Source organism: Streptomyces sp. NPDC026589 (genome assembly GCF_040638385.1).
Lineage (GTDB): Bacteria > Actinomycetota > Actinomycetes > Streptomycetales > Streptomycetaceae > Streptomyces.
This window is the reverse complement of record NZ_JBEZYG010000008.1, coordinates 64,712-89,069: the sequence shown is the minus strand read 5'-3', so window position 1 is coordinate 89,069 and position 24,358 is coordinate 64,712. Positions and strand designations below refer to the sequence as shown.

23 protein-coding genes and 1 riboswitch are annotated in these 24,358 nt (G+C 72.4%); of the genes, 14 read left to right on the top strand and 9 right to left on the bottom strand.

The genetic code is table 11. The annotated features are described in order from the left end of the window. Positions 1-6: 6 nt before the first annotated feature. From AB0F29_RS15930 to AB0F29_RS15900, 7 genes are all read left to right on the top strand, one after another. Positions 7-972 (top strand): ABC transporter permease, encoded by a 966-nt coding sequence (locus AB0F29_RS15930; protein ID WP_361872698.1) that lies wholly within the window; start codon positions 7-9, stop codon positions 970-972. After that, the gene (locus AB0F29_RS15925) at positions 965-1,822 is read left to right on the top strand and encodes an ABC transporter permease (RefSeq protein ID WP_361872194.1); all 858 of its coding nucleotides are present in this window, start codon (positions 965-967) and stop codon (positions 1,820-1,822) included. Before AB0F29_RS15930 ends, AB0F29_RS15925 begins: the two co-directional genes overlap by 8 nt. Positions 1,823-1,887: 65 nt before the next feature. Beyond that, the gene (locus tag AB0F29_RS15920) at positions 1,888-2,817 is read left to right on the top strand and encodes an ABC transporter ATP-binding protein (RefSeq protein WP_361872696.1); all 930 of its coding nucleotides are present in this window, start codon (positions 1,888-1,890) and stop codon (positions 2,815-2,817) included. After that, positions 2,810-3,490 (top strand): ATP-binding cassette domain-containing protein, encoded by a 681-nt coding sequence (locus AB0F29_RS15915; RefSeq protein WP_361872191.1) that lies wholly within the window; start codon positions 2,810-2,812, stop codon positions 3,488-3,490. The genes AB0F29_RS15920 and AB0F29_RS15915 overlap by 8 nt, the downstream gene beginning before the upstream one ends. Before the next feature lie 293 nt (positions 3,491-3,783). Continuing rightward, positions 3,784-4,662 carry a phosphatidylinositol-specific phospholipase C/glycerophosphodiester phosphodiesterase family protein gene (locus tag AB0F29_RS15910; RefSeq protein ID WP_361872188.1) on the top strand — a complete coding sequence of 293 codons (879 nt, stop codon included), beginning with the start codon at positions 3,784-3,786 and terminating at the stop codon, positions 4,660-4,662. Positions 4,663-4,779: 117 nt separating this feature from the next. Further along, positions 4,780-4,974 carry a hypothetical protein gene (locus tag AB0F29_RS15905; protein WP_018955839.1) on the top strand — a complete coding sequence of 65 codons (195 nt, stop codon included), beginning with the start codon at positions 4,780-4,782 and terminating at the stop codon, positions 4,972-4,974. 105 nt (positions 4,975-5,079) lie between these two features. After that, positions 5,080-5,823 (top strand): hypothetical protein, encoded by a 744-nt coding sequence (locus tag AB0F29_RS15900; RefSeq protein WP_361872185.1) that lies wholly within the window; start codon positions 5,080-5,082, stop codon positions 5,821-5,823. Positions 5,824-5,865: 42 nt separating this feature from the next. Here AB0F29_RS15900 and AB0F29_RS15895 read toward each other — a convergent pair whose 3' ends face one another. Then, positions 5,866-6,231, bottom strand: a complete 366-nt coding sequence (locus AB0F29_RS15895) for a DUF779 domain-containing protein (protein ID WP_018955841.1) — start codon at positions 6,229-6,231, stop codon at positions 5,866-5,868. An 87-nt stretch (positions 6,232-6,318) separates the two neighbouring features. Here AB0F29_RS15895 and AB0F29_RS15890 point away from each other — a divergent pair, with 87 nt between their 5' ends. Further along, positions 6,319-6,708, top strand: a complete 390-nt coding sequence (locus tag AB0F29_RS15890; RefSeq protein ID WP_018955842.1) for a hypothetical protein — start codon at positions 6,319-6,321, stop codon at positions 6,706-6,708. Between the two features lie 75 nt (positions 6,709-6,783). Beyond that, positions 6,784-6,963 (top strand): hypothetical protein, encoded by a 180-nt coding sequence (locus tag AB0F29_RS15885; RefSeq protein WP_361872181.1) that lies wholly within the window; start codon positions 6,784-6,786, stop codon positions 6,961-6,963. Between the two features lie 190 nt (positions 6,964-7,153). Here the strand turns inward: AB0F29_RS15885 and AB0F29_RS15880 are convergent, their stop codons facing one another. Both AB0F29_RS15880 and AB0F29_RS15875 read right to left on the bottom strand, forming a co-directional pair. Continuing rightward, positions 7,154-7,828 (bottom strand): endonuclease, encoded by a 675-nt coding sequence (locus AB0F29_RS15880; RefSeq protein ID WP_361872178.1) that lies wholly within the window; start codon positions 7,826-7,828, stop codon positions 7,154-7,156. Beyond that, the gene (locus tag AB0F29_RS15875; protein ID WP_018955845.1) at positions 7,825-8,007 is read right to left on the bottom strand and encodes a DUF6480 family protein; all 183 of its coding nucleotides are present in this window, start codon (positions 8,005-8,007) and stop codon (positions 7,825-7,827) included. Before AB0F29_RS15875 ends, AB0F29_RS15880 begins: the two co-directional genes overlap by 4 nt. 275 nt (positions 8,008-8,282) lie before the next feature. Here AB0F29_RS15875 and AB0F29_RS15870 point away from each other — a divergent pair, with 275 nt between their 5' ends. Then, positions 8,283-8,474 carry a DUF6381 family protein gene (locus tag AB0F29_RS15870; RefSeq protein WP_018955846.1) on the top strand — a complete coding sequence of 64 codons (192 nt, stop codon included), beginning with the start codon at positions 8,283-8,285 and terminating at the stop codon, positions 8,472-8,474. 121 nt (positions 8,475-8,595) lie between these two features. On the opposite strand, the gene AB0F29_RS15865 is transcribed toward AB0F29_RS15870, so the two are convergent. Further along, positions 8,596-9,603, bottom strand: coding sequence for a PHP domain-containing protein (locus tag AB0F29_RS15865; RefSeq protein ID WP_361872174.1), 1,008 nt, complete (start codon positions 9,601-9,603; stop codon positions 8,596-8,598). Positions 9,604-9,717: 114 nt separating this feature from the next. After that, positions 9,718-11,307, bottom strand: coding sequence for a helix-turn-helix domain-containing protein (locus AB0F29_RS15860; RefSeq protein ID WP_361872171.1), 1,590 nt, complete (start codon positions 11,305-11,307; stop codon positions 9,718-9,720). A 243-nt stretch (positions 11,308-11,550) separates the two neighbouring features. On the opposite strand from AB0F29_RS15860, the gene AB0F29_RS15855 reads away from it, so the two are divergent. Together AB0F29_RS15855 and AB0F29_RS15850 are read left to right on the top strand one after the other, a co-directional pair. Next, entirely contained in the window at positions 11,551-12,168 is a 618-nt protein-coding gene (locus tag AB0F29_RS15855) for a hypothetical protein (RefSeq protein WP_361872168.1), read from the top strand. An 82-nt stretch (positions 12,169-12,250) separates the two neighbouring features. Then, the gene (locus AB0F29_RS15850) at positions 12,251-14,863 is read left to right on the top strand and encodes a SpoIIE family protein phosphatase (RefSeq protein WP_361872165.1); all 2,613 of its coding nucleotides are present in this window, start codon (positions 12,251-12,253) and stop codon (positions 14,861-14,863) included. 54 nt (positions 14,864-14,917) lie between these two features. Here the strand turns inward: AB0F29_RS15850 and AB0F29_RS15845 are convergent, their stop codons facing one another. After that, on the bottom strand, positions 14,918-16,309 hold the full coding sequence (locus AB0F29_RS15845) for an FAD-dependent oxidoreductase (protein WP_361872163.1): 1,392 nt from the start codon (positions 16,307-16,309) through the stop codon (positions 14,918-14,920). A 452-nt stretch (positions 16,310-16,761) separates the two neighbouring features. Then, positions 16,762-16,949: riboswitch (cyclic di-AMP (ydaO/yuaA leader) on the top strand. 5 nt (positions 16,950-16,954) lie between these two features. On the opposite strand from AB0F29_RS15845, the gene AB0F29_RS15840 reads away from it, so the two are divergent. Both AB0F29_RS15840 and AB0F29_RS15835 read left to right on the top strand, forming a co-directional pair. Next, positions 16,955-17,749 (top strand): LysM peptidoglycan-binding domain-containing protein, encoded by a 795-nt coding sequence (locus AB0F29_RS15840; RefSeq protein ID WP_361872160.1) that lies wholly within the window; start codon positions 16,955-16,957, stop codon positions 17,747-17,749. A gap of 174 nt (positions 17,750-17,923) precedes the next feature. Next, positions 17,924-19,567 (top strand): GMC oxidoreductase, encoded by a 1,644-nt coding sequence (locus AB0F29_RS15835; protein ID WP_361872157.1) that lies wholly within the window; start codon positions 17,924-17,926, stop codon positions 19,565-19,567. 90 nt (positions 19,568-19,657) lie between these two features. Here the strand turns inward: AB0F29_RS15835 and AB0F29_RS15830 are convergent, their stop codons facing one another. The 3 genes from AB0F29_RS15830 to AB0F29_RS15820 all read right to left on the bottom strand — a co-directional run bounded on the left by AB0F29_RS15830 (position 19,658) and on the right by AB0F29_RS15820 (position 24,287). Then, complete coding sequence (locus AB0F29_RS15830) at positions 19,658-20,140, bottom strand: carboxymuconolactone decarboxylase family protein (protein ID WP_361872155.1); 483 nt, start codon at positions 20,138-20,140, stop codon at positions 19,658-19,660. Continuing rightward, positions 20,137-21,216 (bottom strand): dihydrodipicolinate reductase, encoded by a 1,080-nt coding sequence (locus AB0F29_RS15825; RefSeq protein WP_361872152.1) that lies wholly within the window; start codon positions 21,214-21,216, stop codon positions 20,137-20,139. The genes AB0F29_RS15830 and AB0F29_RS15825 overlap by 4 nt, the downstream gene beginning before the upstream one ends. Before the next feature lie 119 nt (positions 21,217-21,335). After that, positions 21,336-24,287, bottom strand: coding sequence for a CARDB domain-containing protein (locus AB0F29_RS15820; RefSeq protein ID WP_361872149.1), 2,952 nt, complete (start codon positions 24,285-24,287; stop codon positions 21,336-21,338). Between the last annotated feature and the right edge of the window lie 71 nt (positions 24,288-24,358).

The following is a 24,358-nucleotide window of genomic DNA, read 5'->3' as shown; positions in this document are numbered from 1 at the left end:
GGGCCGATGGCGCGGATGGCGGGACGGCGAGTCCTGTTCGCCGTCCCCGTCCTCGGCGTCGTCACCTTCGGCGTCTTCGCCGTCGCCGCCGCGTCCCCCTTCGACCCGGTCAAGGCCTACGCGGGCACCGCCGGCCTCACTGCATCGCAGGAGAACCTCGACCAGCTGCGGGCCAACCTCGGCGTCGACCAGCCGCTCGTGGCCCGCTGGTGGGACTGGCTGACCTCGGCGCTCCAGGGCGACTTCGGGGACTCCAGCGTGATGCGCCAGCCGGTCGCCGACGTCATCGCCGAGCGCATGGGCTGGTCCGTCCTGCTCGCCGCCACCGCCTTCCTCGTCGCGATCCTGCTCGGCACCGGCCTCGGCGTCCTCGCCGCCCGGGCACCCGGCGGCTGGCTCGACCGGTGCGTCAGCTCCGCCGCGTACACCCTGGAGGCCGCCCCCGCCTTCTGGCTCGGACTGCTCGCCATCTGGTTCTTCGCCCTGAAGCTGGACGTCCTCCCGGCCGGCGGACTGACCGACGCCGGCAGCGACGTCGTCACCTTCGGCCAGGTCGCCTCCCACCTGGTGCTGCCCGCCGCCGTCCTCGGCGTCTCCCAGCTGCCGTGGTTCTTCCTGTACGTACGCCAGGGCGTCGCCGACGCGCTGGCCGAGGACCCGGTGCGCGGCGCCCGCGCCCGGGGGCTGAGCGAGCGCACCGTGCTCCTCGGCCACGCCCTGCGCTCCGGGATGCTGCCGATGCTCACCCTGATCGGCTCCCGTGTCCCCGAACTCATCACCGGCGCGCTGCTCGTGGAGACGGTGTTCAGCTGGCCCGGCATCGCCGCCGCCACGGTGGAGGCCGCCACCTCGGTGGACTTCTCCCTGCTCGCCGCGCTCACGGTGCTCGCCACCGCCGCCGTACTGCTCGGCAACCTCCTCTCCGACCTCCTCTACGGACTCGCCGACCCCCGGGTGGCCTTCGATGGCTGAGACCGCGCTCGCCCTCCCCGGCCGCACCACCCGCCGCGTCCGGATCGTCACCTCGGCCACGATCGTCGTCGCCGTCCTGCTCGCCGTCCTCGTCGTCCCGCCGCTGGCCCAGCTCGACCAGCAGGCCGTCGACCTGGCCAACAAGCTCGACCCCCCGTCCCTCGCCCACCCGTTCGGCACCGACGACGTCGGCCGCGACCTCCTGCTGCGCTGCGTCTACGGCCTGCGCGTATCGCTCCTCGTCGGCCTGGTCGCGGCCCTCACCGCCACCGTCATCGGCACCGCGATCGGCGCCCTCGCCGGGGCGTTCGGCGGCTGGACGGACCGGGTCGTCATGCGGGTCGTCGACGCCCTGTCCTCCGTGCCGCACCTGCTCCTCGGCATCTTCATCGTCGCGATGTTCCGGCCCGGCGTCTGGCCGGTGATCATCTCGGTCGCCCTGACGCACTGGCTGTCCACCGCCCGGATCGTCCGCTCGGAGGTGCTCTCGCTGCGCTCGCGCCCCTTCATCGACGCGGCCGTCTCCGGCGGCGCCTCCCGCACCCGGGTCATCGTGCGGCACCTGCTCCCCGGCGTGCTCCCGCAGGCCGGTCTGGCGGCGGTGCTGATGGTGCCGCACGCGATGTGGCACGAGTCGGCGCTGTCCTTCCTCGGGCTGGGGCTCCCGGCCCATCAGGCGAGCCTCGGCAACCTCGTCCAGTCCGCGCGCGGTTCGCTGCTCGCGGGGGACTGGTGGCCGACCCTCTTCCCCGGCCTCTTCCTGATCATCCCGACCCTCGCGCTCGCGGGGCTCGCCGGAGCCTGGCGCGACCGGATCAACCCGCGCCGGAAATCGGAGCTGATGCTGTGACCCGCGCCCTTGAATCCGCCGAGCCCCCCGTCCTGGCGGTCGAGAACCTCTCCGTCCGCTTCCGGATGCGCGGCGGCCGGGACATCGCGGCCGTCACCGACGCCCGGTTCTCCGTCGCGCCGGGGGAGTGCCTGGCCCTGGTCGGCGAGAGCGGCTGCGGCAAGTCGGTCCTGGCCTCGGCCCTGCTCGGGCTGCTGCCCGCCAACGCGGCGACCACCGGCAGCGCGGTGCTCGGCGGGGACACGGACCTGCTGACCGCCGACGAGCGCACCCTCGCCCGCACCGTACGGGGACGGCGCATCGGCCTCGTACCGCAGAGCCCCGCGGCCCACCTCACCCCCGTGCGCACGGTCCGGGCCCAGCTGGAGGAGAGCCTGCGCGAGCTGACCGGGGTGCGGGGGAGCGAGCTGCCGAAGGCCGCCGTGGCGGCCGCCGACCGGGCCTCGTTCCCCGCGGACCACCTCGACCGCTACCCGCACGAGCTCTCCGGCGGCCTCGCCCAGCGCGCCGCGACCGCCCTCGCCCTGGTCGGCGACGCCCCGCTGCTGCTCGCCGACGAACCGACCACCGGGCTCGACCGGGACCTCGTCGAGCGGACCGTCGACGAACTGCGCCGCCACACCGACGAGGGCCGGGCGCTGCTGATCATCACCCACGACCTGGCCGCCGCCGAACGGATCGCGGACCGGGTCGCCGTGATGTACGCGGGCCGGATCGTCGAGATCGCCGCAGCGGGCTCCTTCTTCGGCGCGCCCGGCCCCCGCCACCCGTACGCCAAGGGCCTGCTGGACGCCTTGCCCGAGCGGGACTTCGCCCCGATCCCCGGGATGCCGCCGGAGCTGGGGTCGCTGCCCGACGGGTGCGCCTTCGCCGCCCGCTGCGCGCACGCGGACGCCCGCTGCGCCGGCGAACGCCCGGCCTTCGTGTCGGACCTGGCCTGCCACCACGCACTGCCCGGCCGGACGCACCCCCTCAAGGAGGCCGCCGATGCTTGAGCTGACCCGGATCACCGCCGGATACGACCGCCGCGACCCCGTCGTCCGCGATGTCTCCCTGCACGTCGCGGCGGGCGAGGCGGTCGGGCTGCTGGGCCCCAGCGGCTGCGGCAAGTCCACCCTGGCCAAGGTCGCCGCCCTCCTGCACCGCCCGGACGCCGGAACCGTGACCCTCGACGGCACGGTGGTACGCGGCTGGCGGCACCGGGCCCCGCGCGAGCAGCGCACGGCCGTCGGGGTCGTCTTCCAGCAGCCCCGGCTCTCCGCCGACCCCCGGCTCAGCCTGCGCGAACTGATCGCCCAGCCGCTGCGGTCGACCGGGCGCCGCCGGGACGTCCCCGAGCGGGTGGCGGAACTGGCCCCCCTGGTCGGTCTCTCCGAGGAGCTGCTGGAGCGCCGCCCGCACGCGGTCAGCGACGGCCAGCTCCAGCGGGCCTGCCTGGCACGGGCCCTGGTGCTGGAGCCCCGGCTGCTGATCTGCGACGAGATGACCGCGATGCTCGACGCGTCCACGACGGCCGCCCTGGTCGCCGTGGTCGAGCGCTACCGCTCCGCGTCCGGGGCAGCCCTGCTCGCGGTCGGCCACGACCGGGTGCTGCTGGAGCGCTGGTGCGACCGTACGGTCCGCTGGGGCGAGCGGACCGCCGGAAGCGAGCGCGTGGCGGTCGGCTGACCGGCGGCTGTCGCCCGAGCGCCCTACGGGAACGACGCACAGCGAGCAGCGAACGGCGCGCGGGGGACGACACACAGCGAGCAGCGAACGGCGCATGAGGAACGGCGCATGAGGAACGGCGCACGCCACGGCTTACGGACCGTGTCGGCGCCTGGAGAACAGCCGATGCGGCCCGGCCGACCGGCGGGCGACGGTCCGGCCAACTCTTGGCAGGTACCTGCTCAACGGTAGGGGTGCGGCTCCATACTCGACGCGACCGTCCACCCCGCCCGTACGCCGCTCAGGGAGTCCCCATGGCCCACCCCACCCGCCGCCGCGCGCTCACGGTCGCCCTCGCCACCGCCGCAGCGTCCGTCGCCGCCCCCGCCGCGACGGCGCTCGCCGCACCGGCCCGCCCCCGCGGTCCGCGCCCGTTACGCCACGCCCACGCGCACAACGACTACCTGCACCCCAGGCCGCTGCACGACGCGCTCGCCCACGGGTTCACCAGCGTCGAAGCGGACGTCTTCCTCGTCGGGGGCGATCTGCTCGTGGCCCATGAGCCCGCCACGCTCGACCCCACCCGCACCCTCGCCTCGCTCTACCTGGAACCGCTCGCCGCCCTCGTCCGCGCGGGGCACGGCCGCGTCCACCCGCACCACCGCGCCCCGTTGCAGCTCCTCATCGACATCAAGGCCGACGGCGTCGCCGCCTACCGCGAACTGGACCGGCAACTGCGCCGCCACCACCGGATCCTCACCCGCTACAGCCACGGCCGCGTCCACCCCGGCGCGGTCACCCCGGTCGTCTCCGGCGACCGCGCCGCCCGCGTCCCCATAGAGGCGCAACGCACCCGGTACGCGTTCTACGACGGCCGCCTCGACGACCTCGGCACCGGGGTCCCCGCCTCGTTCGCCCCGCTCGTCAGCGCCAACTGGACCCAGAGCTTCGGCTGGCTCGGCGCCGGCCCCTTCCCCCGGGCCGAGCGCGACCGGCTCCGCACCCTCGTCGCCACCGCCCACCGGGAAGGCCGCCGCATCCGCTTCTGGGCCACACCCGACCTGCCCGGAGCCGCACGCGAGGCCGTCTGGTCCGAACTGCTCGCCGCCGGGGTCGACCACCTCAACACCGACGACCTGGCCGGACTCGAACGATTCCTCCGCGCTCGCGGGAACCGCGCCCCGACCCCGTAACGCCTCCCGGCCCGGAAGTACCCGTTCGGCCGACACGCCAGTGCGCCGAACAGCCCCTCCGCTGCGCCACACTGGCGGCCGAAAGCCGCAAATCCGGCGCGGCGGAGGAGGTTGGCCATGGCCGTTTCGATCTCGGTGGTCCTGCTCATGCTGATCCTGGCAGTGATCTTCCTGCGCAACGGCGGACTGAAGGTCTCCCACGCACTGGTCTGTGTCCTGCTGGGCTTCTTCCTGGCCGGTACGAGCATGGCGCCGACCATCCACGACGGCGTCGGGGCCACCGCCGACCTGGTCAGCGGCCTCCACCCCTGACCCCGGCCCACTCCCGCCCCCGGACTCGACGCGGAACCCGCCGTCGGCCCGGCCGGTGCCGACGGCCCGTCCACGCCGCGCCCGGACATCCCGCACAATGGGCAGATGTCTTTTCCGCCCTCCGGCCGGCACTCGGGCGCCGCCCACCACGAGTACTGCAACACCGGCCTGTGCTGCCGGTGCCAGATGCGGATCTGGACGACGAAGGCGGGCAACGAGCGGCTCTGCGGGCCGTGCGCGGCCTGCTGCCAGTCCTGCGGCCGGGCGCCCGCGCCCCACCTCGACGGGCTCGACGGCGGGCTGTGCGCCGAGTGCCGCGGCCTGTGCGGCCGCTGCCACGCCCCGAAACGGCCCGACGGGACCTGCTTCTGCGACCGCTGGCGGGAGAACGCCAAGAGCAACCCGCGCGGCTACGTCCTCCAGGCGTTGCCCCAGCAGCTCCTTCAGGCGCTCGGCGGCCGGGTCCCGAGCACCGTCCACGACCTGATCCACCAGGAGCTGGCGAACCGCAGCGCGGGTCTCCTGCGGGAACGCGTCGAACGCCGCTGGAACCTGCGCTGGGCCCACGCCCTCAACGAGAAGGACGAGGACGGCCGCCGCCGCTGGAGCGCCCAGGACATCGCCGAACAGCTGCTGATGCCCGGCTCGTGCTCCGACCCGCAGTGCGAGGACGGTCACCGCGTCACCACCGACACCCCGTGCCCCCGCTGCCGGCAGCCGCTGCACCGCTTCGTCACCTCGGTCGCCGACCACACCGCGACGCCGGAGCACGCCCGGGCCGCGGCGGCCCGCATCCGCCGGGCGATGCTGGAGAACCGCTCGCACAGGAAGCCTCCGCCGCGCGGATAGGGCGCGGCGCGGTGTGTCGCGGGCGCTGCCGCACGTGGTGCCTCAGCCGTCCACCAGACGGGAACGGATGAGGAACCGCACCCCCTCCGGAGCCTCCAGCGAGAACCCGCTGCCGCGGCCCTCCACCACGTCCACGATCAGCCGGGTGTGGGACCACACCTCGTACTGGCTCCGCGACATCCAGAAGGGCACGCTCCCGGGCATTCCGTCGACGGCGAGGTCCGCCAGCAGCACATCGGCGTTCCCGGTACGGAACTCACCGGCCGGATAGCACATCGGCGCGCTGCCGTCGCAGCAGCCGCCCGACTGATGGAACATCAACGGGCCGTGGTCCGCCCGCAGCCGTCGCAGCAGATCGGCCGCGGCCGGTGTCAGTTCGACGGCGGGAGATTTCGGGTCACACTCCATGGACCTGCCCCTTCTCGGCTATGGCGACGCCGCGACAACCGGACGCGAGTCAACTCGACCGGACGTTGCGACCGGGTTGCACGCCCTATGCTCGCGGCCATGGAGCAACGGGAAGTCGTGAAGCGCGTGATCGGCATCCTCACAGAGGCGCGCGAAATGCAGCGTCTGCTGGAGGCGGACCTCGAACGGGAAGATCTGGACACGGGAGCGGGCGCCGTCACCGCCCTGTTGAACGAGACGATGCCCCACATCGCCATCCCCGACGACTTCTCCGTGGAGGAGGTGGTCACCGTCGTCGGGCGCGAGGTCGGCGGTGCGGTCGAGCAGCTCGTGAGCGCCTTCACCCTCGCGTTCACGATGCTGGCCCAGGTCCACGACTCCGGGCAGACCGACGTGTCGTCGGCGGACGTCCTCCAGGACCTCGCGCTGCGGGTCGAGGGCGGCGGGCCGGACGACGACGAGGATCCACTGCTGTAGCGGCCTGCGTTCCGCCGCGCGGGTATGCATAGTGGAGGGAGAAGCGCGTATCTCCCTCGCGGCATGGAGGCAGCTGTGGGAAAGAGCACCGACATCGCCCGCGCCAAGGCGCGGAGGCTCAAAGGCATGATCAAGGAATCGGACGGCATCGCCCTCGAGAACGAGCGGCTGAAGGCCCAGGGCAGGAAGGAACAGGCCGAGGCCCGCCGCGAGGAGGCCCTGGCACGCGCGGCGCGGGCGGCCTCCGACCGCTGAGAGAAGCGCGGGTTGCCCGTGCCGTCACGCACGGCAGCGGGCACCCGCGCGAGTCCGCTGCCGCACCTCCCATCGCCGGAGGAAGCCCCGCACGGCAGCGTCCCCGGGAACCGGAGCAAGCCCCGTCGCCCGGGGACACCCCCGTGGGGACGCTGCCGTGCGGGGCCGTGCGGGGGCCTGGCGGGGCCGGTTACTTCCGGGCCTGTGCGTTCTCCCGGACGGTCTCGACGACCTCCGGGTCGAGGGCCGCCCTGACCAGCGCCGCGGCGAGCGCCGCCCCACTCCGGCCGTGCGCAAGCTTCGCCAGCGTGCCGGGGGAGGTGGGCAGACCGAGCCTCTCGGCTCCCTGGAGGCCCTTCGCACCGCCCCGGAACCCGGTCTCCGGCCAGAGGTCCTGCACCTCGCGCACGAAGATGTCGGCCCCGGCCGGCCCGATCCCCTGGACCCGCTGGAGCCCCGCACGCACCACCTCCCCATCGCCGTCCGCCTCAGCGCGGAGGCGGCGGAGGTCGCCCTTCCAGACGTCGAGGACGAGGTGGGCGCCCTCCCCGAGCTGGGTGGAGGTCCGCTCGTCGTAGCGGCGGTAGCCGCCCACGCCCAACGCGTCCACGCGCTGCTGCCAGGTCGCGTCGGCCATCCGGCGCGGGGTGCGCATGCCGTCCGCGAACAACGCCCGCGCGGCGGCCACGGCGACCGACGCCCGGATCCGCGCGCTCAGCAGATGACTCAGCACCAGGAGCTGATAGAGCGGCTGCGGAGTGTCACGCAGCCGGATCCCCGCCTCCTCCGCATACGTCCGCCCATACCCCTCCAACAGCGCGTCGGTGATCCGGCGCGCCGATGCGGACACCTCGCGGCTCGTCATCCGTAACCGAAGATCCGCGCGAGGAAGAATCCGGCGACCACCAGCGCGCCGATCACGATCAGGGCGGTCCAGACGCCGGGGTGCTCCCAGGGCCCTCCGTCCGGGCGCTCCTGGTGGGCCTCCCCGATGGAACCCTCGGCCGGCGGTGTCTCTCCTGGGGGATTCAGTAGAACAGCCATGAATCCAGGGTCTCTCCGTTCGGGCCCCCGCGCACGCCGTCCGGCCCCTGGGCGGAGCAGAGTCTCACCCTCGACTCCAGGGTGAGACGGGGGTTGTCCCACCGGGTCGTCCTGCGCGCGCCGCCGACGCGGAGACGGCTCAGGACACCCCGGTTCCGGCGCGGGAACCCGGGCCGCGCGGGATGCGGAGGCGGCCGGTCGCTGGTTCGCTGGGGCGTGTCCGGCCCTGATCCGCCGGGCATGCCCCAGAGGTCCCCAGCGTCCAAGGAGTGGTGATGAGCGGTCCGGACGAACCAGCCGACCTGGCTCGGCAGATGCGTGAGAAGGCCCAGCAGCTCGCGGAGGCCGCGGAGCGCGCGAGCGACCCGCACGAGCGCGAGCGGTTGGAGAAGAAGTCCCGGACGATCCGGGACCGGAGCGAGCAGCAGAGCGCCATGGAGGCCGGGGACGTCTACCCCGAGAAGTAGCCCGGCCGACGCGCGCCCGCCCGCTCCGGAGAGACCTGCCGAAACTCCGGGCGGGCGGCCGCGCGGGTGGGCCCGGGAGGCCACGCGCCCCCGCGCGGCGACCGCGCGCACCCGGATGCGGTCAGCGGGCCCATTCCAGGAGCCGGTCCGCGCTCCAGGTCGTCACCACCCGGTCGGCCCGCACCCCGCACTCCTCGGCGCGGGCGCATCCCGACCGCTGCCAGGCGAGCTGCCCCGGGGCGTGCGCATCGGTGTCGATCGCGAACAGCACCCCCGCCGCGACGGCCGCGCGCAGCAGCCGCAGGGGCGGATCCCGCCGCTCCGGACGGCAGTTGATCTCCACCGCCGTACCCGCCTCGGCGCAGGCCGCGAAGACCCGGTCCGCGTCGAACCGCGACTCCGGCCGGCCGCGCCCGGTCAGCAGGCGTCCCGTGCAGTGGCCGAGCACATGCGCCCGCGGGTGGCGTACCGCCGCCTCCAGGCGACGGGTCATCGGCTCCGGGTCCATCCGCAGCTTGGAGTGGACCGAGACCACGACCACATCGAGCCGCTCCAGCATCGCGGGCTCCTGGTCGAGCGAGCCGTCCGGGAGGATGTCGCACTCGATGCCCGTCAGCAGCCGGAACGGGGCCCACACCTCGTTGAGCCGCGCCACCACCGCGAGCTGCTCCCGCAGCCGCTCCGGCGACAGGCCGCGGGCCACCGTCAGCCGGGGCGAGTGGTCGGTGAGGACGGCCCACGCGTGCCCCAGCTCCGCGGCGGTCCGCCCCATCTCCTCGATCGGGCTGCCCCCGTCCGACCAGTCCGAGTGCAGATGGCAGTCGCCCGTCAGCCGGGCGAAGAGATCCTCGCCCCCCTCGACGGGCGGCTCGGCGGCGGCCTCCGCCTCCAGCCGGTCCAGATACCCGGGCGTCTGCCCGGCCAGGGCCTCGCGGATCACCTCGGCGGTGCGAGGGCCGATCCCGGCGACCCGCTCCAGGGAGTTCGCGGCCACCCGCTCGGCCGCCTCCCCGGCCGCCATCGCGTCCACGGCGGCCGCGGCCGTGCGGAAGGCCTTCACCCGATAGGTGGCGGCCTGGGAGCGTTCCAGCAGGAAGGCGATCCGCCGCAGGGCGTCGACCGGGTCCATCGGCACCTCCACCAGAAGCGTCCGCGGCCGACACGGGTCCGCGCCGGGCAGTCCGCCCGCCCCACCAGGATGGGCGCATCCGCCCCCGGGCGCCTCCGCGCGGAGGCCGCCGCTTCAGGACGCGGCCTCCCCGGCGTCCGGCACGGACACCCAGCGGCCGGTGCCCGTGTCGTAGTCGAGCACGGGCCGCCCCCGCACCCCGCTCGTACGGAACGGCCGCCCGCCGTCGTCGATGCGCACCGTGCCGGACCGGCCGCCGGCGCTCCAGGTCAGCTCCGCGAACCAGGCGCAGTCGCAGCCGACCGTGCGACCCGTGATCAGGAGGACCTCGGGATCGGTGACGGAGACGCTGTACGGGAAGGCGACCGCCTCGATGGGCTCGCCCGAGTCGTTGCCCGCGACCGGGCGGGCGACGGGGCGGGGCGCGTCGAGATCCACGTCGAACGTCCTCGGGGTGAGGGCACCGCCGCAGCCGGAGCTCATTCGGTAGACCCGGCCCTCCGCCGGCGAACGACGCTCGACCACGCGGATCCGCAGGGCTTCCAGCACCACGGCCCGCTCGTCCTCGCCCTGCAACGTGATCCGGACACCGGCCTCGCCCGCGTGCACCGCGCCGAGCGCTCCGGCCCAGGACGCCGCGTCCGCCTCGACCGGAGGCGGCGGGACGGCGGCAGGCGCCCGGTCGACGAGGTAGGAGTGGTCGCAGCCGTTCTTCCAGACGTGGTCGTCGGCGGTCCAGGTGAACGGCACACGTCCGGTCGTCGGGCCCGGCGAACCCGCAGACGCCCGGGGGAGGGCCTCCCTCCGCTGTTCGACGCCGGGCGGCACGGTCGCCGGCCGGGTGCCGTCGGACGGCGATCGGCGCGGGGAGGCGCTCGGCGTGCCCTGCGGCTTCCCGGGCGTGAGGGAGCCGGAAGGCGAGGGCTGCGGGCCGGCCGCCGGGGGCCCGTCCGGCCGCTGGGCCACCGACGGGCGCCGGTCCGTGCCCGGGAGCGACGTCCCTCCCAAGGCCGCGACCAGGGTGAGAGTGAGCACCGCGGCGGCGAGGACACCGAGCCCCTGCCCGTACCGGCGTGCTCGACGCGACCGGGACCCCGGCCCCCGGGGAGTCCCGCCGATCGTGGCCACCTCACCGGCGACGGAAGCCGGCCCCGGGCGAGGACCGGTGTGGCCGGACGGCTCGTGGGCCGCGGACGGCGGCGGCCCGGACACAGCCCCGGCGGACGGCCCGGCGGCCCCGACGGCGTGGGGCAGCGCCGGCCACCGCCCGGGTGACGCGGTCTCCCCGGCTGATCCGTCCACCGGCACGACTTCCGCCGGATCCGCCTCCGCCCCGGCTCCAGTCCCAGTCCCCGCGTCAGTCCCAGCCCCAGCCCCAGCGTCAGTCTCAGCCCCGGCGTCAGCCTTCCCCGCCGGCTTCTCCTCCGCCGCCCCCTGGCGATCGAGGCGTTCGCGGTCCGCCAGGATCCACAGACGGTGCAGTGCCTCCCGCTCCCCGGCCGGTGCGCCGCACAGGCGGGCCAGCCGCTCCACGGGGGCGAACTCCGCAGGCACCGTCCGCCCCGTGCAGTACCGGTGCAGCGTCGAGCCGCTGACCCCGATCCGGCGGGCCAGCGACGCGTACGTCCGGCCCGACCGCTCCCGCAGCGCGCTCAGCCGTTCCGCCAGCACCGCCCGCGCGGCCCCCTCGGCGTCACCCGACACGCTCGCCCCCCCCCCGCTGCCGTTCCAGGGCGTTCCAGCCCCCCGAGAACACCCACGTCACCAGGGGTGGGACGGTTCCAGCCCGGCGGGAACCCGTGTCGCGCTTGTCGGCGTCCTGTGCGGCGGCCCAGGCTGGTGCTCGTTCCCGTACCGCCGCCGCAGGGCCCCTCAGCGGGCTCCGCACGCCTCGGCGGACGCCGTACGACCACCTGACCGCACCATCCGAAACGGGGAAACCTCACCATGCGCACCCTTCGCACCACAGCCCTGACCGCCGCTGCCGCGGGCCTGGCCGTCACCGCACTGGCCCAGGTGCCCGCCGCCGCGGCGCCGGCCCCCGCTCCCGTCCAGCCGAAGTTCCTGAGCGCGGGCCAGCTGCCCGCCTCCACCACACCCTGGACGGCCGGTCCCGTACGCCAGGGAGTGCCCGCGGAAGGGTCGGTGTGCACCGCCGGCATCGCCCCGGCGGCCGGCACCCGCCACCGGGACTTCCGCACCGAACTGGACACCGGCGCCCGCCAGACCATCACGGTCGCCACCACCACCGCTCGGGCCAAGGCGCTCGCCGCCGAGCTGCGCAGCGCTCTGGAGACCTGCCTCGACCGGCTGAAGGCGCAGGACCCCGGCCTGGAGGGGGAGGCCTTCTACCACGGCCGTGTCGACATCGAGGAGGGCGCGCACGTCTACAGCATCGACACGTCCTACCCGGAGGTCGGCTCCACCGACATCGGGCTCTACTCCGTGGGCCGCGACGGCAGGGCCGTGACCGTCGTGGAGTGGGGACAGCTGGGTGAACTCGACGGCGCACCGCTGGAGGGCTTCAGGAAAGCGACGCGTACCGCCGTCGCCAAGCTGTACTGAGGCCGCGTCCGACGACCGGCCGTCGGGGGGCGGCCTGTCGCCGGAGGTGCGGGGTACCCGGCACCGGGAGCATGCTGGCTGTGTGACCCGGCACGGAACGCCCCGGCATCCCCCGCCCGCCGGAAACGGGGCCGCGGCCGGGGGACACGAGGGTGGCCGAGCGCCCGACGAACTGTCCCTCGTACTCGCGCAGGCCCTCGTCAGCGCCGTCGAGTCGAGCGACGGCCACGCGGGCGGTGTCTACCTCCGCAGCCGGACGCCGGGGCTCCTGCGGCTCGCGGTGCTCGCCGGACTGCCCGGACCGCTGTTCCGGCCCTGGTGGCGGATGCAGGTGAACCGGCCCTTCCCGCTGTCCGAGGCCTACCGCTCGGGCCGCCCCGTGCTGCTCTCCGACGCGGAGGAGGCGATGCGCCGGTTCCCGCAGCTGATGGCCGGACTTCCGTTCCCGTTCGGTTCGCTGTGGGTGCCGATCACGGGACCCCGGGGGAGCCTGGGCGTGCTGGTGATCCTGCGGGCCTCCACGCCGGGGCAGCCGGTGGCCCCCGCCGACGGCGACCGGCTGCACCGCCTGGGCCACCGCCTCGGTGACGCGCTCACCGATCTGGACCAACGGGGCGTCGACTGCGTATGGGAGACCGAGCCGGTCCCCGTGCAACTGCCCGCCGCCACCACGCCCCCGGTCCGCGTCGGCCGCTTCGACTGGGACCTGCACTCCGGGCGGGTCGCCGCCGACGACGAACTCTGCGCGATCCTCGGCTTCGAGCCCGCCGCCTTCCCGGGCACCGTGGACGCGCTCGCCGAACGGCTGGTCCCGGAGGACGTGTACGGGCTGTGGGCGCTGGCCCGTCAGACGGTGGAGTCGGCCGAACCGGTCGTCCGGCGGATGCGGCTGCGCGGCCCCGACGGCCGGTCCCATCTGCTGGAGCTGTCCGGCCGCTGGACGCACCCGGTCGGCGATGCGTCCGCCAGCCGTCTGAGCGGCTTCCTGGTCGACCTCGGCGCGGGGCCCGTCGTGGCGGAGGCCGCCGACCGGCTGCCGCGCGGCGTCCTCTCCCTCGACCGGCTGGGCCGGATCACCTACGCGAACGGCCTCGCCGAGGAGCTGCTCGGCCACTCCAGGGAGGAGCTCGTGGGTCACGTCGTGTGGCAGGCCCTGCCGTGGTTCGGGCACGAGGCCTACGAGGACCACTACCGGGCCGCCCTGATGGCTGACGAGCCCGTCCACTTCCTCGCCCGCCGCCCGCCCTCGCGCTGGTTGTCGGTCTCCCTGTACCCGGGCCACGACGGGGTGAGCGTCGTCCTCCAGGAGACGGACCGGCCGGACTACGCCCCGGGCTCGGTCACCGCGCCCGGCCTCGGCATCGGCTCGACCGCCGACCGCTCCTCGGCGCTGTACCGGCCGGTGGCCCTCGCCATCGCGCTGACCGAGGCGGTCACGGCACGTCAGGTCTCCGAGGTGGTCACGGAGGAGTTGCTGCCCGCGTTCGGCGGCCGCCGGCTCGCCATCTATCTCCTGGACGAGGGCCATCTCCATCTGGCCTTCGAGACGGGGTTCCCGAAGGGCTTCCTCGACCGTTTCGAAGGGGTCGAGCTCGACGTCAGCATTCCCGGGGTGGAGACCCTGACCACGGGCCGCCCGATGTTCTTCGAGTCCATGCAGCGCCTGGCCGAGGCCTATCCGGGCATTCCGATCGACGCGGACGTCGGGGCCCGCGCGTTCCTGCCGCTGATCGCCTCGGGGCGGCCCGTCGGCTCCTGCATCCTCGGGTTCGACCGCCCCCGCGGCTTCAGCCCGGAGGAACGCACGGTCCTGACGGCACTGGCCGGACTCATCGCCCAGGCACTGAAGCGCGCCCGGCGCTACGACAGCGAGTCGGCCCTCGCCCGCGGACTCCAGAACGCCCTGCTGCCGCACCGGCTGCCCGAGGTGGACGGGGTGGACACCCTGGGGCGCTACCTCTCCGGCACCCAGGGCATGGACGTGGGCGGCGACTGGTACGACGTCATCGAGACCGGCCACGAACTCGCCCTGATCATCGGCGACGTACAGGGACACGGTGTCTCCGCCGCCGCGACCATGGGGCAACTGCGCAGTGCGGTACGGGCGTTCGCACTGAGCAAACACGATCCCCAGGAGGTGATGAGCGGGACGAACCGGCTGCTCATCGACCTCGACCCGGGACAGTTCGCGAGCTGCTGCTACATCGCGCTGGACCCGGTGACCGGAGTGGCCCGCGCCGTACGGGCGGGGCATCCGCAGCCCGTGCTGCGGCGGGCGGACGGCCGGACGGAAGTGCTGGACCTGCCCGGCGGCATCGTGCTCGGGATCGACGGGCAGGCGGCCTATCCGGTCACCGAGATGCACCTCGAACCGGGCGCGATGCTCGCCCTGTTCACGGACGGGCTGATCGAGCGCCCCGGGACGGACATCGACGAGGGGATCGAGCGGTTGCGTGCCACCGTCGAGCGCATCGGCGCGGTCCCCCTGGCCGAGACGGCCGACCAGGTCATCGGAGAGGCCAGGGCGGCCACCGACCGCCCCGACGACATCGCGATCCTGCTCGCCGCCCGGTGGGCCAAGACCCCGGAGATCCGCCGGCCCCGGGAGGGCGGGGCGCCCGGCCCCGACCTGTGGCGCACGTTCAGGAGGCCGGACCCGGGGCCCACGGCGGGCGCACCGGATCCGGCCTCCTGAGAGTCGTCCTGCCGGTCAGGCGCCTGTGCCGGTCAGGCGCCGCTGAGGCGTTGATCAGGCGTCGGCCGGCTGCTCTGCCGGCGCGAAGGCGCCGGAGGCCTCCAGCATCCCCTCGCGCTCCACGACCTTGATCCGCTCACGGCCCTGGGCCGTGCCCAGCGCCTGCTCGTGGGCGTCCAGCTTGTGCCAGCCCTCCCAGGTCGTGTAGCGGACGCCGCGGTCCGCCAGGAAGGCCTCGACGGCCTCCGGCGCGGGCGTGGCCGGCTCCGGCAGCCGGCCGGCCGCCCGGTCCTCCAGGACGCAGGCGACTGTCTCGTTCGCGTCGCCCTTGGTGTGTCCGATCAGGCCGATCGGGCCGCGCTTGATCCAGCCCGTGACGTAGACCGAGGCCATGTGCTCGTCGCCGGCGATGACGCGCCCCGCCTCGTGCGGCACGGTGCCGGAGGCCACGTCGAAGGGGAGCTTGGGCAGCTCCTCCGAGTAGTAGCCGACGGCACGGTAGACGCTCTGCATGTCCCAGTCCGTGAACCGACCGGTGCCCCGGACGTTGCCGGTGCCGTCCAGCTCGGTGCGCTCGGTGCGCAGCGCCACGACCTTGCCGTCCTCGCCGAGGATCTCGACCGGGGACTCGAAGAAGTGCAGGAACAGCTTGTGCGGGCGGTCGCCGACATCGCGGATCGCCCAGTTCTCCAGGGTCTGCGCGACCATGTTGGCCTGCTTGTTCTCCCGGCGGGTCGCGATGGAGCCCTCGTCGTACTCGATGTCCTCGGGGTTGACGATGACCTCGATGTTGGGGGAGTGGTCCAGCTCCCGCAGTTCCATCGGGCTGAACTTGGCCTGTGCGGGGCCACGCCGCCCGAACACGTGCACCTCCAGCGCCTTGTTCTCCTTGAGGCCCTGGTACACGTTGTCCGGGATCTCGGTGGGCAGCAGCTCGTCCGCCGTCTTGGCCAGGACGCGGGCCACGTCCAGGGCCACGTTCCCGACGCCGAGCACGGCGACCTTCTCCGCGGTGAGCGGCCAGGTGCGCGGGACCTCGGGGTGCCCGTCGTACCAGGAGACGAACTCGGCCGCGCCGTAGGAGCCGTCCAGCTGGATGCCGGGGACGTCGAGCGCCCGGTCGGCCTCGGCGCCGGTGGAGAAGATCACCGCGTCGTAGAACGACCGCAGGTCGTCCAGGCCGATGTCGTGCGGGTAGCTGACGTTTCCGAAGAGCCGGATCTGGGGCTTGTCCAGCACCTGGTGCAGGGCCTTGACGATGCCCTTGATCCGCGGGTGGTCGGGGGCCACGCCGTAACGGATGAGACCGAAGGGCGCGGGCATGCGCTCGAAGAGGTCGATGGAGACCCCCGGGTCCTGGCAGACCTCGGATTTGAGCAGCGCGTCCGCAGCGTAGATACCGGCGGGGCCGGCTCCGACAATGGCGACGCGGACGGGGCGTGTCATGGCGTGGTGATCCTTCGGGGCGGGCGAACGCGGGCAGGTACAGCGTACGTCGGAGGTAAGGGTTGGCTTACTAGTCTCCACCGCACACCGTAAGCGATCGCCCCGCGGGCCCTTCGACCGGCCCTGCCTAGAGTGTCCGATTAGCCCGTTTTGTCGTGTCGATATGGGCGATTTGTTTCTTTTGAGCATTCTGCTTGATAAGGGTTCTATTGGGGCTGCTGGGGCATTTGCTTGACCTTGTTTTCGCCATCACCGCGAGGGAGTGGTGAGCGTCACGTCCGAGCGGGCGGACGCAGAAGTGGAAGCGTCGGTTCCCTTCTGTGCGAAGAAAGTTGACGACGTGACGGAGTGACCCGATCCGGCGATTCCGCCTTTCGATCTTGCGTGGAAAAGGGAATCCGGAATGCGGGGCTTGTTCTGTTCGACGTTTCTCGCCTACGGTCACCGTCAATCCGGATGGAACGCCGAATCCTGCCGCCGTCCGGGAATCCGAAACCCACTCACGTACGGCAGGAGCGGGGGACCCAGGTAAGTCGTCGATCCGTAACCGGAACGGCTTGGGGTGAAGTCGCACGACCGTGCGGCCAGACATCTCCCGTCTGAACCCGACAGCTCACCTCGCAGGCGCCGGAGAGGAAATCCCCCATGCCCGCACAGGGTAAGCACCGTCGTTCCCAGTCCGCCTCGCTGCGCCGCGGCCTCGCCGCCGTGACCGCCGGTGGAGCCGTCCTCGCCCTCCCCGTGATAGGCGCCACCAGTGCCTTCGCGGCCCCCGCGCCGCAGCAGGCCGTGGCGCCCGCCCAGCATTCCGTGGCGGCCGGTGAGACGCTTTCCAAGATCGCCCGCGAATATTCCGTCAGCGGCGGCTGGGAGAAGCTGTACGAAGACAACCGGAAGATCATCGGAGAGAATCCCGATCTTATTCAGCCCGGTATCAAGCTGACCCTCGGAGCCAAGGCCGCGGCCGCTTCGGGCGGTAAGGCGGACGAGGCCGCCAAGGCTGCCCCGTCCGCCGTGCGTGGTGCCGAGACGGACCGTGCCGACCGTTCGGAGCGCGTCGACGCCGCTCCCGTGGCAAAGGCCGCTCCGGCCGCGGAGAAGGAGAAGGCCGTCACGTACACGAACGACCTCGACGGCTGGATCAAGGAGTCGCTGGCGGTCATGGCCGAGCAGGGCATCCCCGGCACGTACGAGGGCATCCACCGCAACATCCTGCGCGAGTCCTCGGGCAATCCGGCCGCGATCAACAACTGGGACTCCAACGCGGTCAAGGGCACCCCGTCCAAGGGGCTTCTCCAGGTCATCGACCCGACCTTCCAGGCCTACCACGTGCCCGGCACCTCGACCGACAGCTACGACCCGGTCGCCAACATCACGGCCGCGTGCAACTACGCGGCGGACCGGTACGGCTCGATCGACAACGTCTTCGGCGCCTACTGATCCCTGCGCGCCGAGCCCGAGGGGCCCCGGACCTCATGGATGCTGCTGGCCAACAGCATCCTCATGGTCCGGGGCCCCTCGGGCGTACCGGGAAGTTACCCCCAAGTTTCTAGTGACTTACCACGCCATCGACAGTAGAACCTGTTTCACTCTGTCGAGAGTGAGGTAGGTCACATGAGCGACACCACCATGCGGGACGGCGAGACCAAGGGTGTCTCGCGTCGAAGATTCATCGCTGGAACGGGTTCTCTTCTGGGTGCTGCGGCGATCGCCGGGCACTCCGCACCGGCGTGGGCGGGAGTCCGGGCGGCAGCGGCGCCGATCGGCTCCGGGGCCCGAGTGCCGGTGCTGGTCGTCGGCACCGGATACGGCGGCTCCGTGGCCGCCCTCCGGCTCGCCCAGGCCGGCGTCGACGTCCATATGGTCGAGATGGGCATGGCCTGGGACACGCCGGGCGCGGACGGCAAGATCTTCGCCAACACCACCAGACCCGACGACCGCTCCTTCTGGCTGCGGACCCGGACCAAGCAGCCGCTGAGCAACTTCCTCGGCTTCCCCATCGACAAGGGCGTCAACCGCTACACCGGTATCCTGGACGCCGAGGAGTTCGCCGGCATCACCGTCTACCAGGGCCGCGGCGTAGGCGGCGGGTCCCTGGTCAACGGCGGTATGGCCGTCACCCCACGCCGGGAGAACTTCGGCGCGATCCTCCCCACGGTGAACGCCGAGGAGATGTACCGCACCTACTACCCGCGCGCCAACAGCGGACTGGGCGTCACCACCATCGATCCCGCCTGGTTCGACAGCGCCGACTGCTACCAGTACGCCCGGGTCGGCCGGAAGCACGCCCAGCGCTCCGGCTTCCCGTTCCTCTTCGTTCCCGCCGTCTACGACTGGGACTACATGAAGCAGGAGGCGGCCGGGACCGTCCCCAAGTCGGCCCTGGACGCCGAGATCCTCTACGGCAACAACTACGGCAAGAAATCGCTCCAGAAGACCTATCTCGACCGGATCAGGGCCACCGGCCGGGTCACCATCTCCGCGCTCCACCAGGTCACCAGGGTCACCCCGGCCCCGGGCGGCGGCTACACGGTGCTCATCGACCAGCTGGACACCGTCGGCCGGACGACCGCCACCAAGACCGTCACGGCGGACAAGGTGTTCTTCGCCGCGGGCAGTGTCGGCACCAGCAAGCTGCTCGTCGGCCTCAAGGCCACGGGCGCGCTGCCCCTCCTCAACAGCGAGGTCGGCAAGGGGTGGGGCGACAACGGCAACGTCATGTGCGGCCGGGCCAACCACCTCTGGGACCCGACCGGGAAGGTGCAGTCGTCGATCCCCACCGGCGGCATCGACAACTGGGAGGCCGGCGGAGCGTTCGCCGAAGTCGCGCCGCTGCCCACCGGGATCGAGACGTGGGCCTCGTTCTACCTCTCCATCACCAAGAACCCGAACCGGGCGCAGTTCACCTGGAACGCCGCGGCGGGGAAAGCCGAGCTGAACTGGCAGACGGCGTGGAAGCAGCCCTCCATCGACGCCGCGAAGACCATCTTCGACAAGGTCAACCAGAAGGAGGGGACGATCTACCGCACGGACCTCTTCGGCGTCCACAAGATCTGGGGCGACCACCTCACCTACCACCCGCTGGGCGGCGCGGTCCTGGACAAGGCCACCGACAACTACGGCCGGCTGCACGGCTACCCGGGCCTGTACGTCATCGACGGCGCACTGATCCCCGGCAACACCAGCGTGAACCCGTTCGTCACCATCACCGCGCTCGCCGAGCGCAACATCGAACGGATCATCGCCACCGATCTGTAGGCGATCCGGAGGATGCGGGGAATCGCGGAGAGTCCGGGGCCGGGAGTGCCAACCCGGCGGCCCCGGACCCCGTCAGGAGGCGTCCGCCCCTCACCCGTGACCGGGCAGGACGCACACCGCGTCGATCCCCAGCACATGGTTGAGCCGCCCGAACGCCAGCCACGAGCCGATGCTCATCGTCAGCTCCACGATCTCCGCCTGGCTGTAGTGCGCGGTCATCCGCTTCCAGAAGGCGTCGTCCAGACCGTGGTGGTCGAGCGTGTACCGCTCGGCGTACTCCGCCGCCAGCCGGGTGCGCTCGTCGAAGGCGCCGGTCGTACGCCACTCGGTCACCGCGCCGGCGAATTCCTCCTCGACCTTCGCCCCGTCCCGCTCGGTCCGCCAGTCCAGGCAGAACAGGCACCCGTTGATCTGCGCGACCCGCAGTCTGGCCGCCTCGAACTCCCGCAGCCCCAGCGTCGTGTGCTCGTACACGGACATCGAGAAGGCGGCGGCGGCCATGCCGATGCCGGGGACCATCTCCCCCCACACGTAGCCGATGGGCTCCTGGCCCTCCGGGATGTCGATGATCATGCCGGTCTCCTTCCCAGCCTGCCGACGGCAGGCCGCAGCGGAACGTCCAGTGCGTCGTACAGGCCCGGCTCCGCGTCCACCAGCCAGTCGATGGCGGAGACGAGCCGCCCGACCGCGGTGGCGTTCCCGCCCGCCGACCGGTTCTCGTCCTCGTCGGAGGCCTCGACCGTCACCTCGATACGGGGGCGGCCCTCGATCACCACCCGGTGCGCGCCCACCCCGTCGGGCGGGGACGGCCAGTCCGGGGCGCACGAGGGATGGATCCGGGTGATGTGCTCGATGACGATGCGCGGCACGCCGGCCACGACGCCCTGCACCTCGAAGCGCACCGCCCCCTGCGTGCCCGCCGCGAACTTGCCCATCGTGCGTGTGCGTACCGTCGACTCCAGGGCCCGGCGGTCCATGGTCTCGCGGATCCCGTCCAGCTCGATGTCCAGCGCCCGCGCCATGAGCCGTACCTGACCGCCCCACACCATCGTCGGAACGCTCTCCGCCAGCATCAGCGGCTCGTAGTCCATCGGGTGCCCCATGCCGATCAGATGGCGCACCGACTCCTCCTGCTCGTACGTGGAGTAGTCGAAGATCTCCTGGCAGCGGATGACGTCCACCTCGGTACCGAGCCCGCTGACCAGCAGGGGCAGGACGTCATTGCCCCAGCCGGGGTCGACCCCGGAGACGAAGAGCGAACCGCCCCCCTCGGCGATGGCGGCCAGGACCGGGTCCCGCAGCTCCGGTGGGGCGTTGCGCTGATCGTAGAGCGGATAGAGGGAGGGTGTGACGACCACCGCGCCGGCCCGGAGCGCCCGGCCGATGTCGGCGAGAGCGTCGTCGGGACGGATGTCGCCGGACGCCGCGTAGACCACTGCCCGGGGGCGGGCGGCCAGGACGGCGGCGATGTCGTCGGTGGCCGCGACCCCGAGCGGGCGCCCCACCCCGCCGAGCTCGCCCGCGTCGCGGCCGACCTTGGCGGAATGGTGCACGAGGACGGCGGTGAGTGTCAGTGCCGGATGGGCCTCGACGGCGCGGATCGCCGCGCGGCCGACGTTGCCGGTACCCCAGACAACCGTGGGAATCATGCGCGGAGGGTAGCCCCGGGCCCCTGCACTTCCCAGAGCCGTGCGGGACCCAGTTCCTCGGGTGGAAAGGCGTGTTCCCGGGCCGGGGGCGATCCTCCGGCCCGGGAACACGACAGCGGCTACCGCTTGGCCCGTGCGCCGTTCGGGGCGCCGGTGACCGTGAACTGCGAACCGGGCTCGATGAGTACGTGGCCGTCGCGCGAGTCGGTGATCGTCACGTTCGTGAGCGTCGCGTTGCCGCGCGCGCCGCCCATCGCCAGGATGCCGGATCCGTTGTTGGACTTGTCGATCCGGACGTTCTCGATCCTGACGTCCTGCATCAGGCCGCCGCCCGTCTTGAACTGGATGCCGTCATAGGTGGAGTCGATGATGTCCGTGTCACGGATCGTGACTCCGGGGATCGGCAGGTTCTGCGGGAAGAGGGTGATCGCGCCGAACTCCTGGTCCTCGTTCCAGAAGGCTCCGCCGGTGCGGTACAGGCCGTTGTTGGCTATCAGTGTCTGCCCGGAGAAGGGCAGCGGGTCATGGTCGGTCGCCAGCATGATGGCCGGGTAGTTCATCGTGTCGGAGATCAGGTTGTTCTCGATCTTGTTTCCGTAACCCCCGTAGATCGCGATGCCGTTGGCCCGCCACGGGAGCTGGATGGTGTTGTTGCGGAAGCTGTTGTCGTGGCCGATGTCGACGGACTGGTCCTTGACGTACTTGCTGGACCAGACCGCCAGCGCGTCGTCGCCGGTGTTGCGGAACGACGAGTTGTAGACCGTGGAGTTGCGGGTGCCGTTGGCGAAGTTGATGCCGTCCGCGTACGTGTTGCGGATCCGCATCCCGGTGAACTCGACGCCGTCGCCCGGGTTCCACAGCTCCGGGAGGTTGGTGTAGTCGCGACCTGCCCAGACGCCCACGTTGGCGTGCTCGATCCAGACGTTGCTGATCTTCGTGTCCTTGCCGAACCGGCCGTTCAGTGCGACGCCGCCCTCGTGGTTGCCGTCGCCGCCGCGGATGGTGCCGGAGCCGAAGATGGCGATGTCGGAGATTTGCGTGTTCTCGTCGATGTCGAAACCGAAGTTGCCCTCGTGCGGGTGGTTGATGCCGCCCGCCTCGTGCGGCGGGGTGAGGGTGTAGAGCTGGGAGTGCCACATGCCCGCGCCCCGGATCGTCACATCGCGGATGCCGACCTGGTTGAACTGACCCCGGTCGAGCGGGTCGTCGGTGAGGATCTTCTGCTCCTGGCGCCACTGGCCGGCCGGGATCCACACGCAGTCGATCCGACCGGTCTGGTTCGCCGTCACCGCGCGCTGGATCGCCGCCGTGTCGTCGATCCCGTCGTTCGCCGCCGCGCCGTACGTCGTGATAGACACACAGCCCGAGGGCTGGGACGAGGGCGCCGCCACCTGCTCCAGGTCGATCAGGTCGATGATGTAGAAGGAGGCGTTGTCGCTCGCGTCGCGCTGGAGCCGGAACTTCGTGCCCGCCGGATAGGTCTGCGTGAGCAGGGCGTGCGACTCGTCGAACAGCCGCCGTGCGTCGCCGCCGGGGGTGTTGGTGAGTCCTTCGGGGCTGTCGGTGTTCCCGTACAGCCAGCTGTGCTTCGAGGAGAGGTCGATCTTGCGGACGAACTGACCGTCGGCGTACAGGCTGATGGTCGCCTCGCGGCCGCCACCGCCCGGCGCGTCCGGGATGGAGTTGCGCACGACGACCGAGTTCGACGGGGCGGTCGAGGTGAACTCAACGAACTGGCCGGTGGAGTTGAGCCGCACCGACTCGCGTCCTGAGGACTCGGTGGCGAAGTTGGTGTGCCCGAAGGTGCGCTCGGCGTCCGACTTCAGCAGCGTGCCCTGGTAGGTGGCGTTCTCGGCCTCCAGCTCGGTGTACGGTACGGCGGCGCCGCGCCCGACGACGATGGAGCGGGCGAAGGTGTTGTTGGTCTCGCTGGTCTCCGTGACCTGGTTCGCGGCGTCCGCGGTGGCGGTCAGCGTCGCGCCGCCGCTCGCCGCCGTCCAGCTGCCGCCCACCGTGACGTTGGTGGTCGCGCCCGCCGCGATGGCCGGTGTGGTGCCGTTGAGCGTCGTGGAGCCGACGGTCAGACGGGTGACCGTGCCCGCGCTCACCGCGCTGGTGCCGCGGTTGTGCACCGCCACGGTGAAGGTGACCGCCGCGCCGACGGCTGGATTGGCCGGGCTGGAGGAGATGGAGCGGACCTCCAGGTCGGGGCCGGGGCTCTGCCCGACCATCAGCGGGGAGGCCGTGGTACGGCTGTTGTTGGCGTTGTCCGACTCGACGACCGTGTCGGTCGGGTCCACCAGTGCCGAGACGGTGTACGAGCCCTGCGGCCGCTTGCCGACCTCGACCGAGACCGGGGCCGAGGCTCCTGCGGCGAGCGGGCCGACCGGCGCGCTGCCCACGACCACGCCGCCCAGGCTCACATTGACGGTCGTCGCGGGGGAGGAGGCCGAACCGGCGTTGCGGACGGTCCCCTCGACGGTGATGTCGTCCGTCTCGGACGGGGACGAGGGGCTCCAGGACAGAGCGCTCACCGTCAGGTCCGGGTTGGGCGCGGCCGTCCCCAGGACCTGGACCTCGGCGATCTGCCCGCCGGGTGCCCCGGTGTTGGCGAAGAACTTGAGCTGGAGGTCGGCGACCCGGCCGTCCACCGGGATCGTCACCGTGTTCTGGTTGCCCGACGGGTTGAACGCGTAGCCGGCGCGGGCCCGGAGCGAGGTGAACGCGGTGCCGTCCTGGGCCCGGCCGAGCACTTGGATGTCCTGGGTCCGGCTGCCCCAGATCGGGTCCGGGTTCAGCTTGACCACCACGGACTCCAGGTCCGCGTCGGCGCCGAGCTTCACCGTGAGGTCTGCCGGCAGCCCGTTCGACTCCCAGTAGCTGTCGACCTTGCCGTCGTTGGCGTTGGCGGCCGGGAACCCGCCGTGCGATCCGCTGGCGACGACGGGCTTGCCCCGGGCCAGATCGGTGGCCTCAGCCGCGCTCGCGGCGACGGGCAGGAGCCCGACCGAGACCATTCCGGCTATCAGCAGCCCGGTGATCGACTGCCCGGTGAGTCGTTTCCATCTCATGACGTCCTCTGCTTCCACGATAATTGAGTGCACAAGTCAATCTTTTGCGGTGAGAGGTTCATAGATTTCTG

Excerpts from the sequence above, each read along its gene's own strand:
- AB0F29_RS15930 (WP_361872698.1), top strand. The coding sequence starts at position 7 with ATGGCGCGGATGGCGGGACGGCGAGTCCTGTTCGCCGTCCCCGTCCTC.
- AB0F29_RS15925 (WP_361872194.1), top strand. The coding sequence starts at position 965 with ATGGCTGAGACCGCGCTCGCCCTCCCCGGCCGCACCACCCGCCGCGTC.
- AB0F29_RS15920 (WP_361872696.1), top strand. The coding sequence starts at position 1,888 with ATGCGCGGCGGCCGGGACATCGCGGCCGTCACCGACGCCCGGTTCTCC.
- AB0F29_RS15915 (WP_361872191.1), top strand. The coding sequence starts at position 2,810 with ATGCTTGAGCTGACCCGGATCACCGCCGGATACGACCGCCGCGACCCC.
- AB0F29_RS15910 (WP_361872188.1), top strand. The coding sequence starts at position 3,784 with ATGGCCCACCCCACCCGCCGCCGCGCGCTCACGGTCGCCCTCGCCACC.
- AB0F29_RS15905 (WP_018955839.1), top strand. The coding sequence starts at position 4,780 with ATGGCCGTTTCGATCTCGGTGGTCCTGCTCATGCTGATCCTGGCAGTG.
- AB0F29_RS15900 (WP_361872185.1), top strand. The coding sequence starts at position 5,080 with ATGTCTTTTCCGCCCTCCGGCCGGCACTCGGGCGCCGCCCACCACGAG.
- AB0F29_RS15895 (WP_018955841.1), bottom strand. The coding sequence starts at position 6,231 with ATGGAGTGTGACCCGAAATCTCCCGCCGTCGAACTGACACCGGCCGCG.
- AB0F29_RS15890 (WP_018955842.1), top strand. The coding sequence starts at position 6,319 with ATGCTCGCGGCCATGGAGCAACGGGAAGTCGTGAAGCGCGTGATCGGC.
- AB0F29_RS15880 (WP_361872178.1), bottom strand. The coding sequence starts at position 7,828 with ATGACGAGCCGCGAGGTGTCCGCATCGGCGCGCCGGATCACCGACGCG.
- AB0F29_RS15875 (WP_018955845.1), bottom strand. The coding sequence starts at position 8,007 with ATGGCTGTTCTACTGAATCCCCCAGGAGAGACACCGCCGGCCGAGGGT.
- AB0F29_RS15870 (WP_018955846.1), top strand. The coding sequence starts at position 8,283 with ATGAGCGGTCCGGACGAACCAGCCGACCTGGCTCGGCAGATGCGTGAG.
- AB0F29_RS15865 (WP_361872174.1), bottom strand. The coding sequence starts at position 9,603 with ATGGACCCGGTCGACGCCCTGCGGCGGATCGCCTTCCTGCTGGAACGC.
- AB0F29_RS15855 (WP_361872168.1), top strand. The coding sequence starts at position 11,551 with ATGCGCACCCTTCGCACCACAGCCCTGACCGCCGCTGCCGCGGGCCTG.
- AB0F29_RS15845 (WP_361872163.1), bottom strand. The coding sequence starts at position 16,309 with ATGACACGCCCCGTCCGCGTCGCCATTGTCGGAGCCGGCCCCGCCGGT.
- AB0F29_RS15840 (WP_361872160.1), top strand. The coding sequence starts at position 16,955 with ATGCCCGCACAGGGTAAGCACCGTCGTTCCCAGTCCGCCTCGCTGCGC.
- AB0F29_RS15835 (WP_361872157.1), top strand. The coding sequence starts at position 17,924 with ATGAGCGACACCACCATGCGGGACGGCGAGACCAAGGGTGTCTCGCGT.
- AB0F29_RS15830 (WP_361872155.1), bottom strand. The coding sequence starts at position 20,140 with ATGATCATCGACATCCCGGAGGGCCAGGAGCCCATCGGCTACGTGTGG.
- AB0F29_RS15825 (WP_361872152.1), bottom strand. The coding sequence starts at position 21,216 with ATGATTCCCACGGTTGTCTGGGGTACCGGCAACGTCGGCCGCGCGGCG.
- AB0F29_RS15820 (WP_361872149.1), bottom strand. The coding sequence starts at position 24,287 with ATGAGATGGAAACGACTCACCGGGCAGTCGATCACCGGGCTGCTGATA.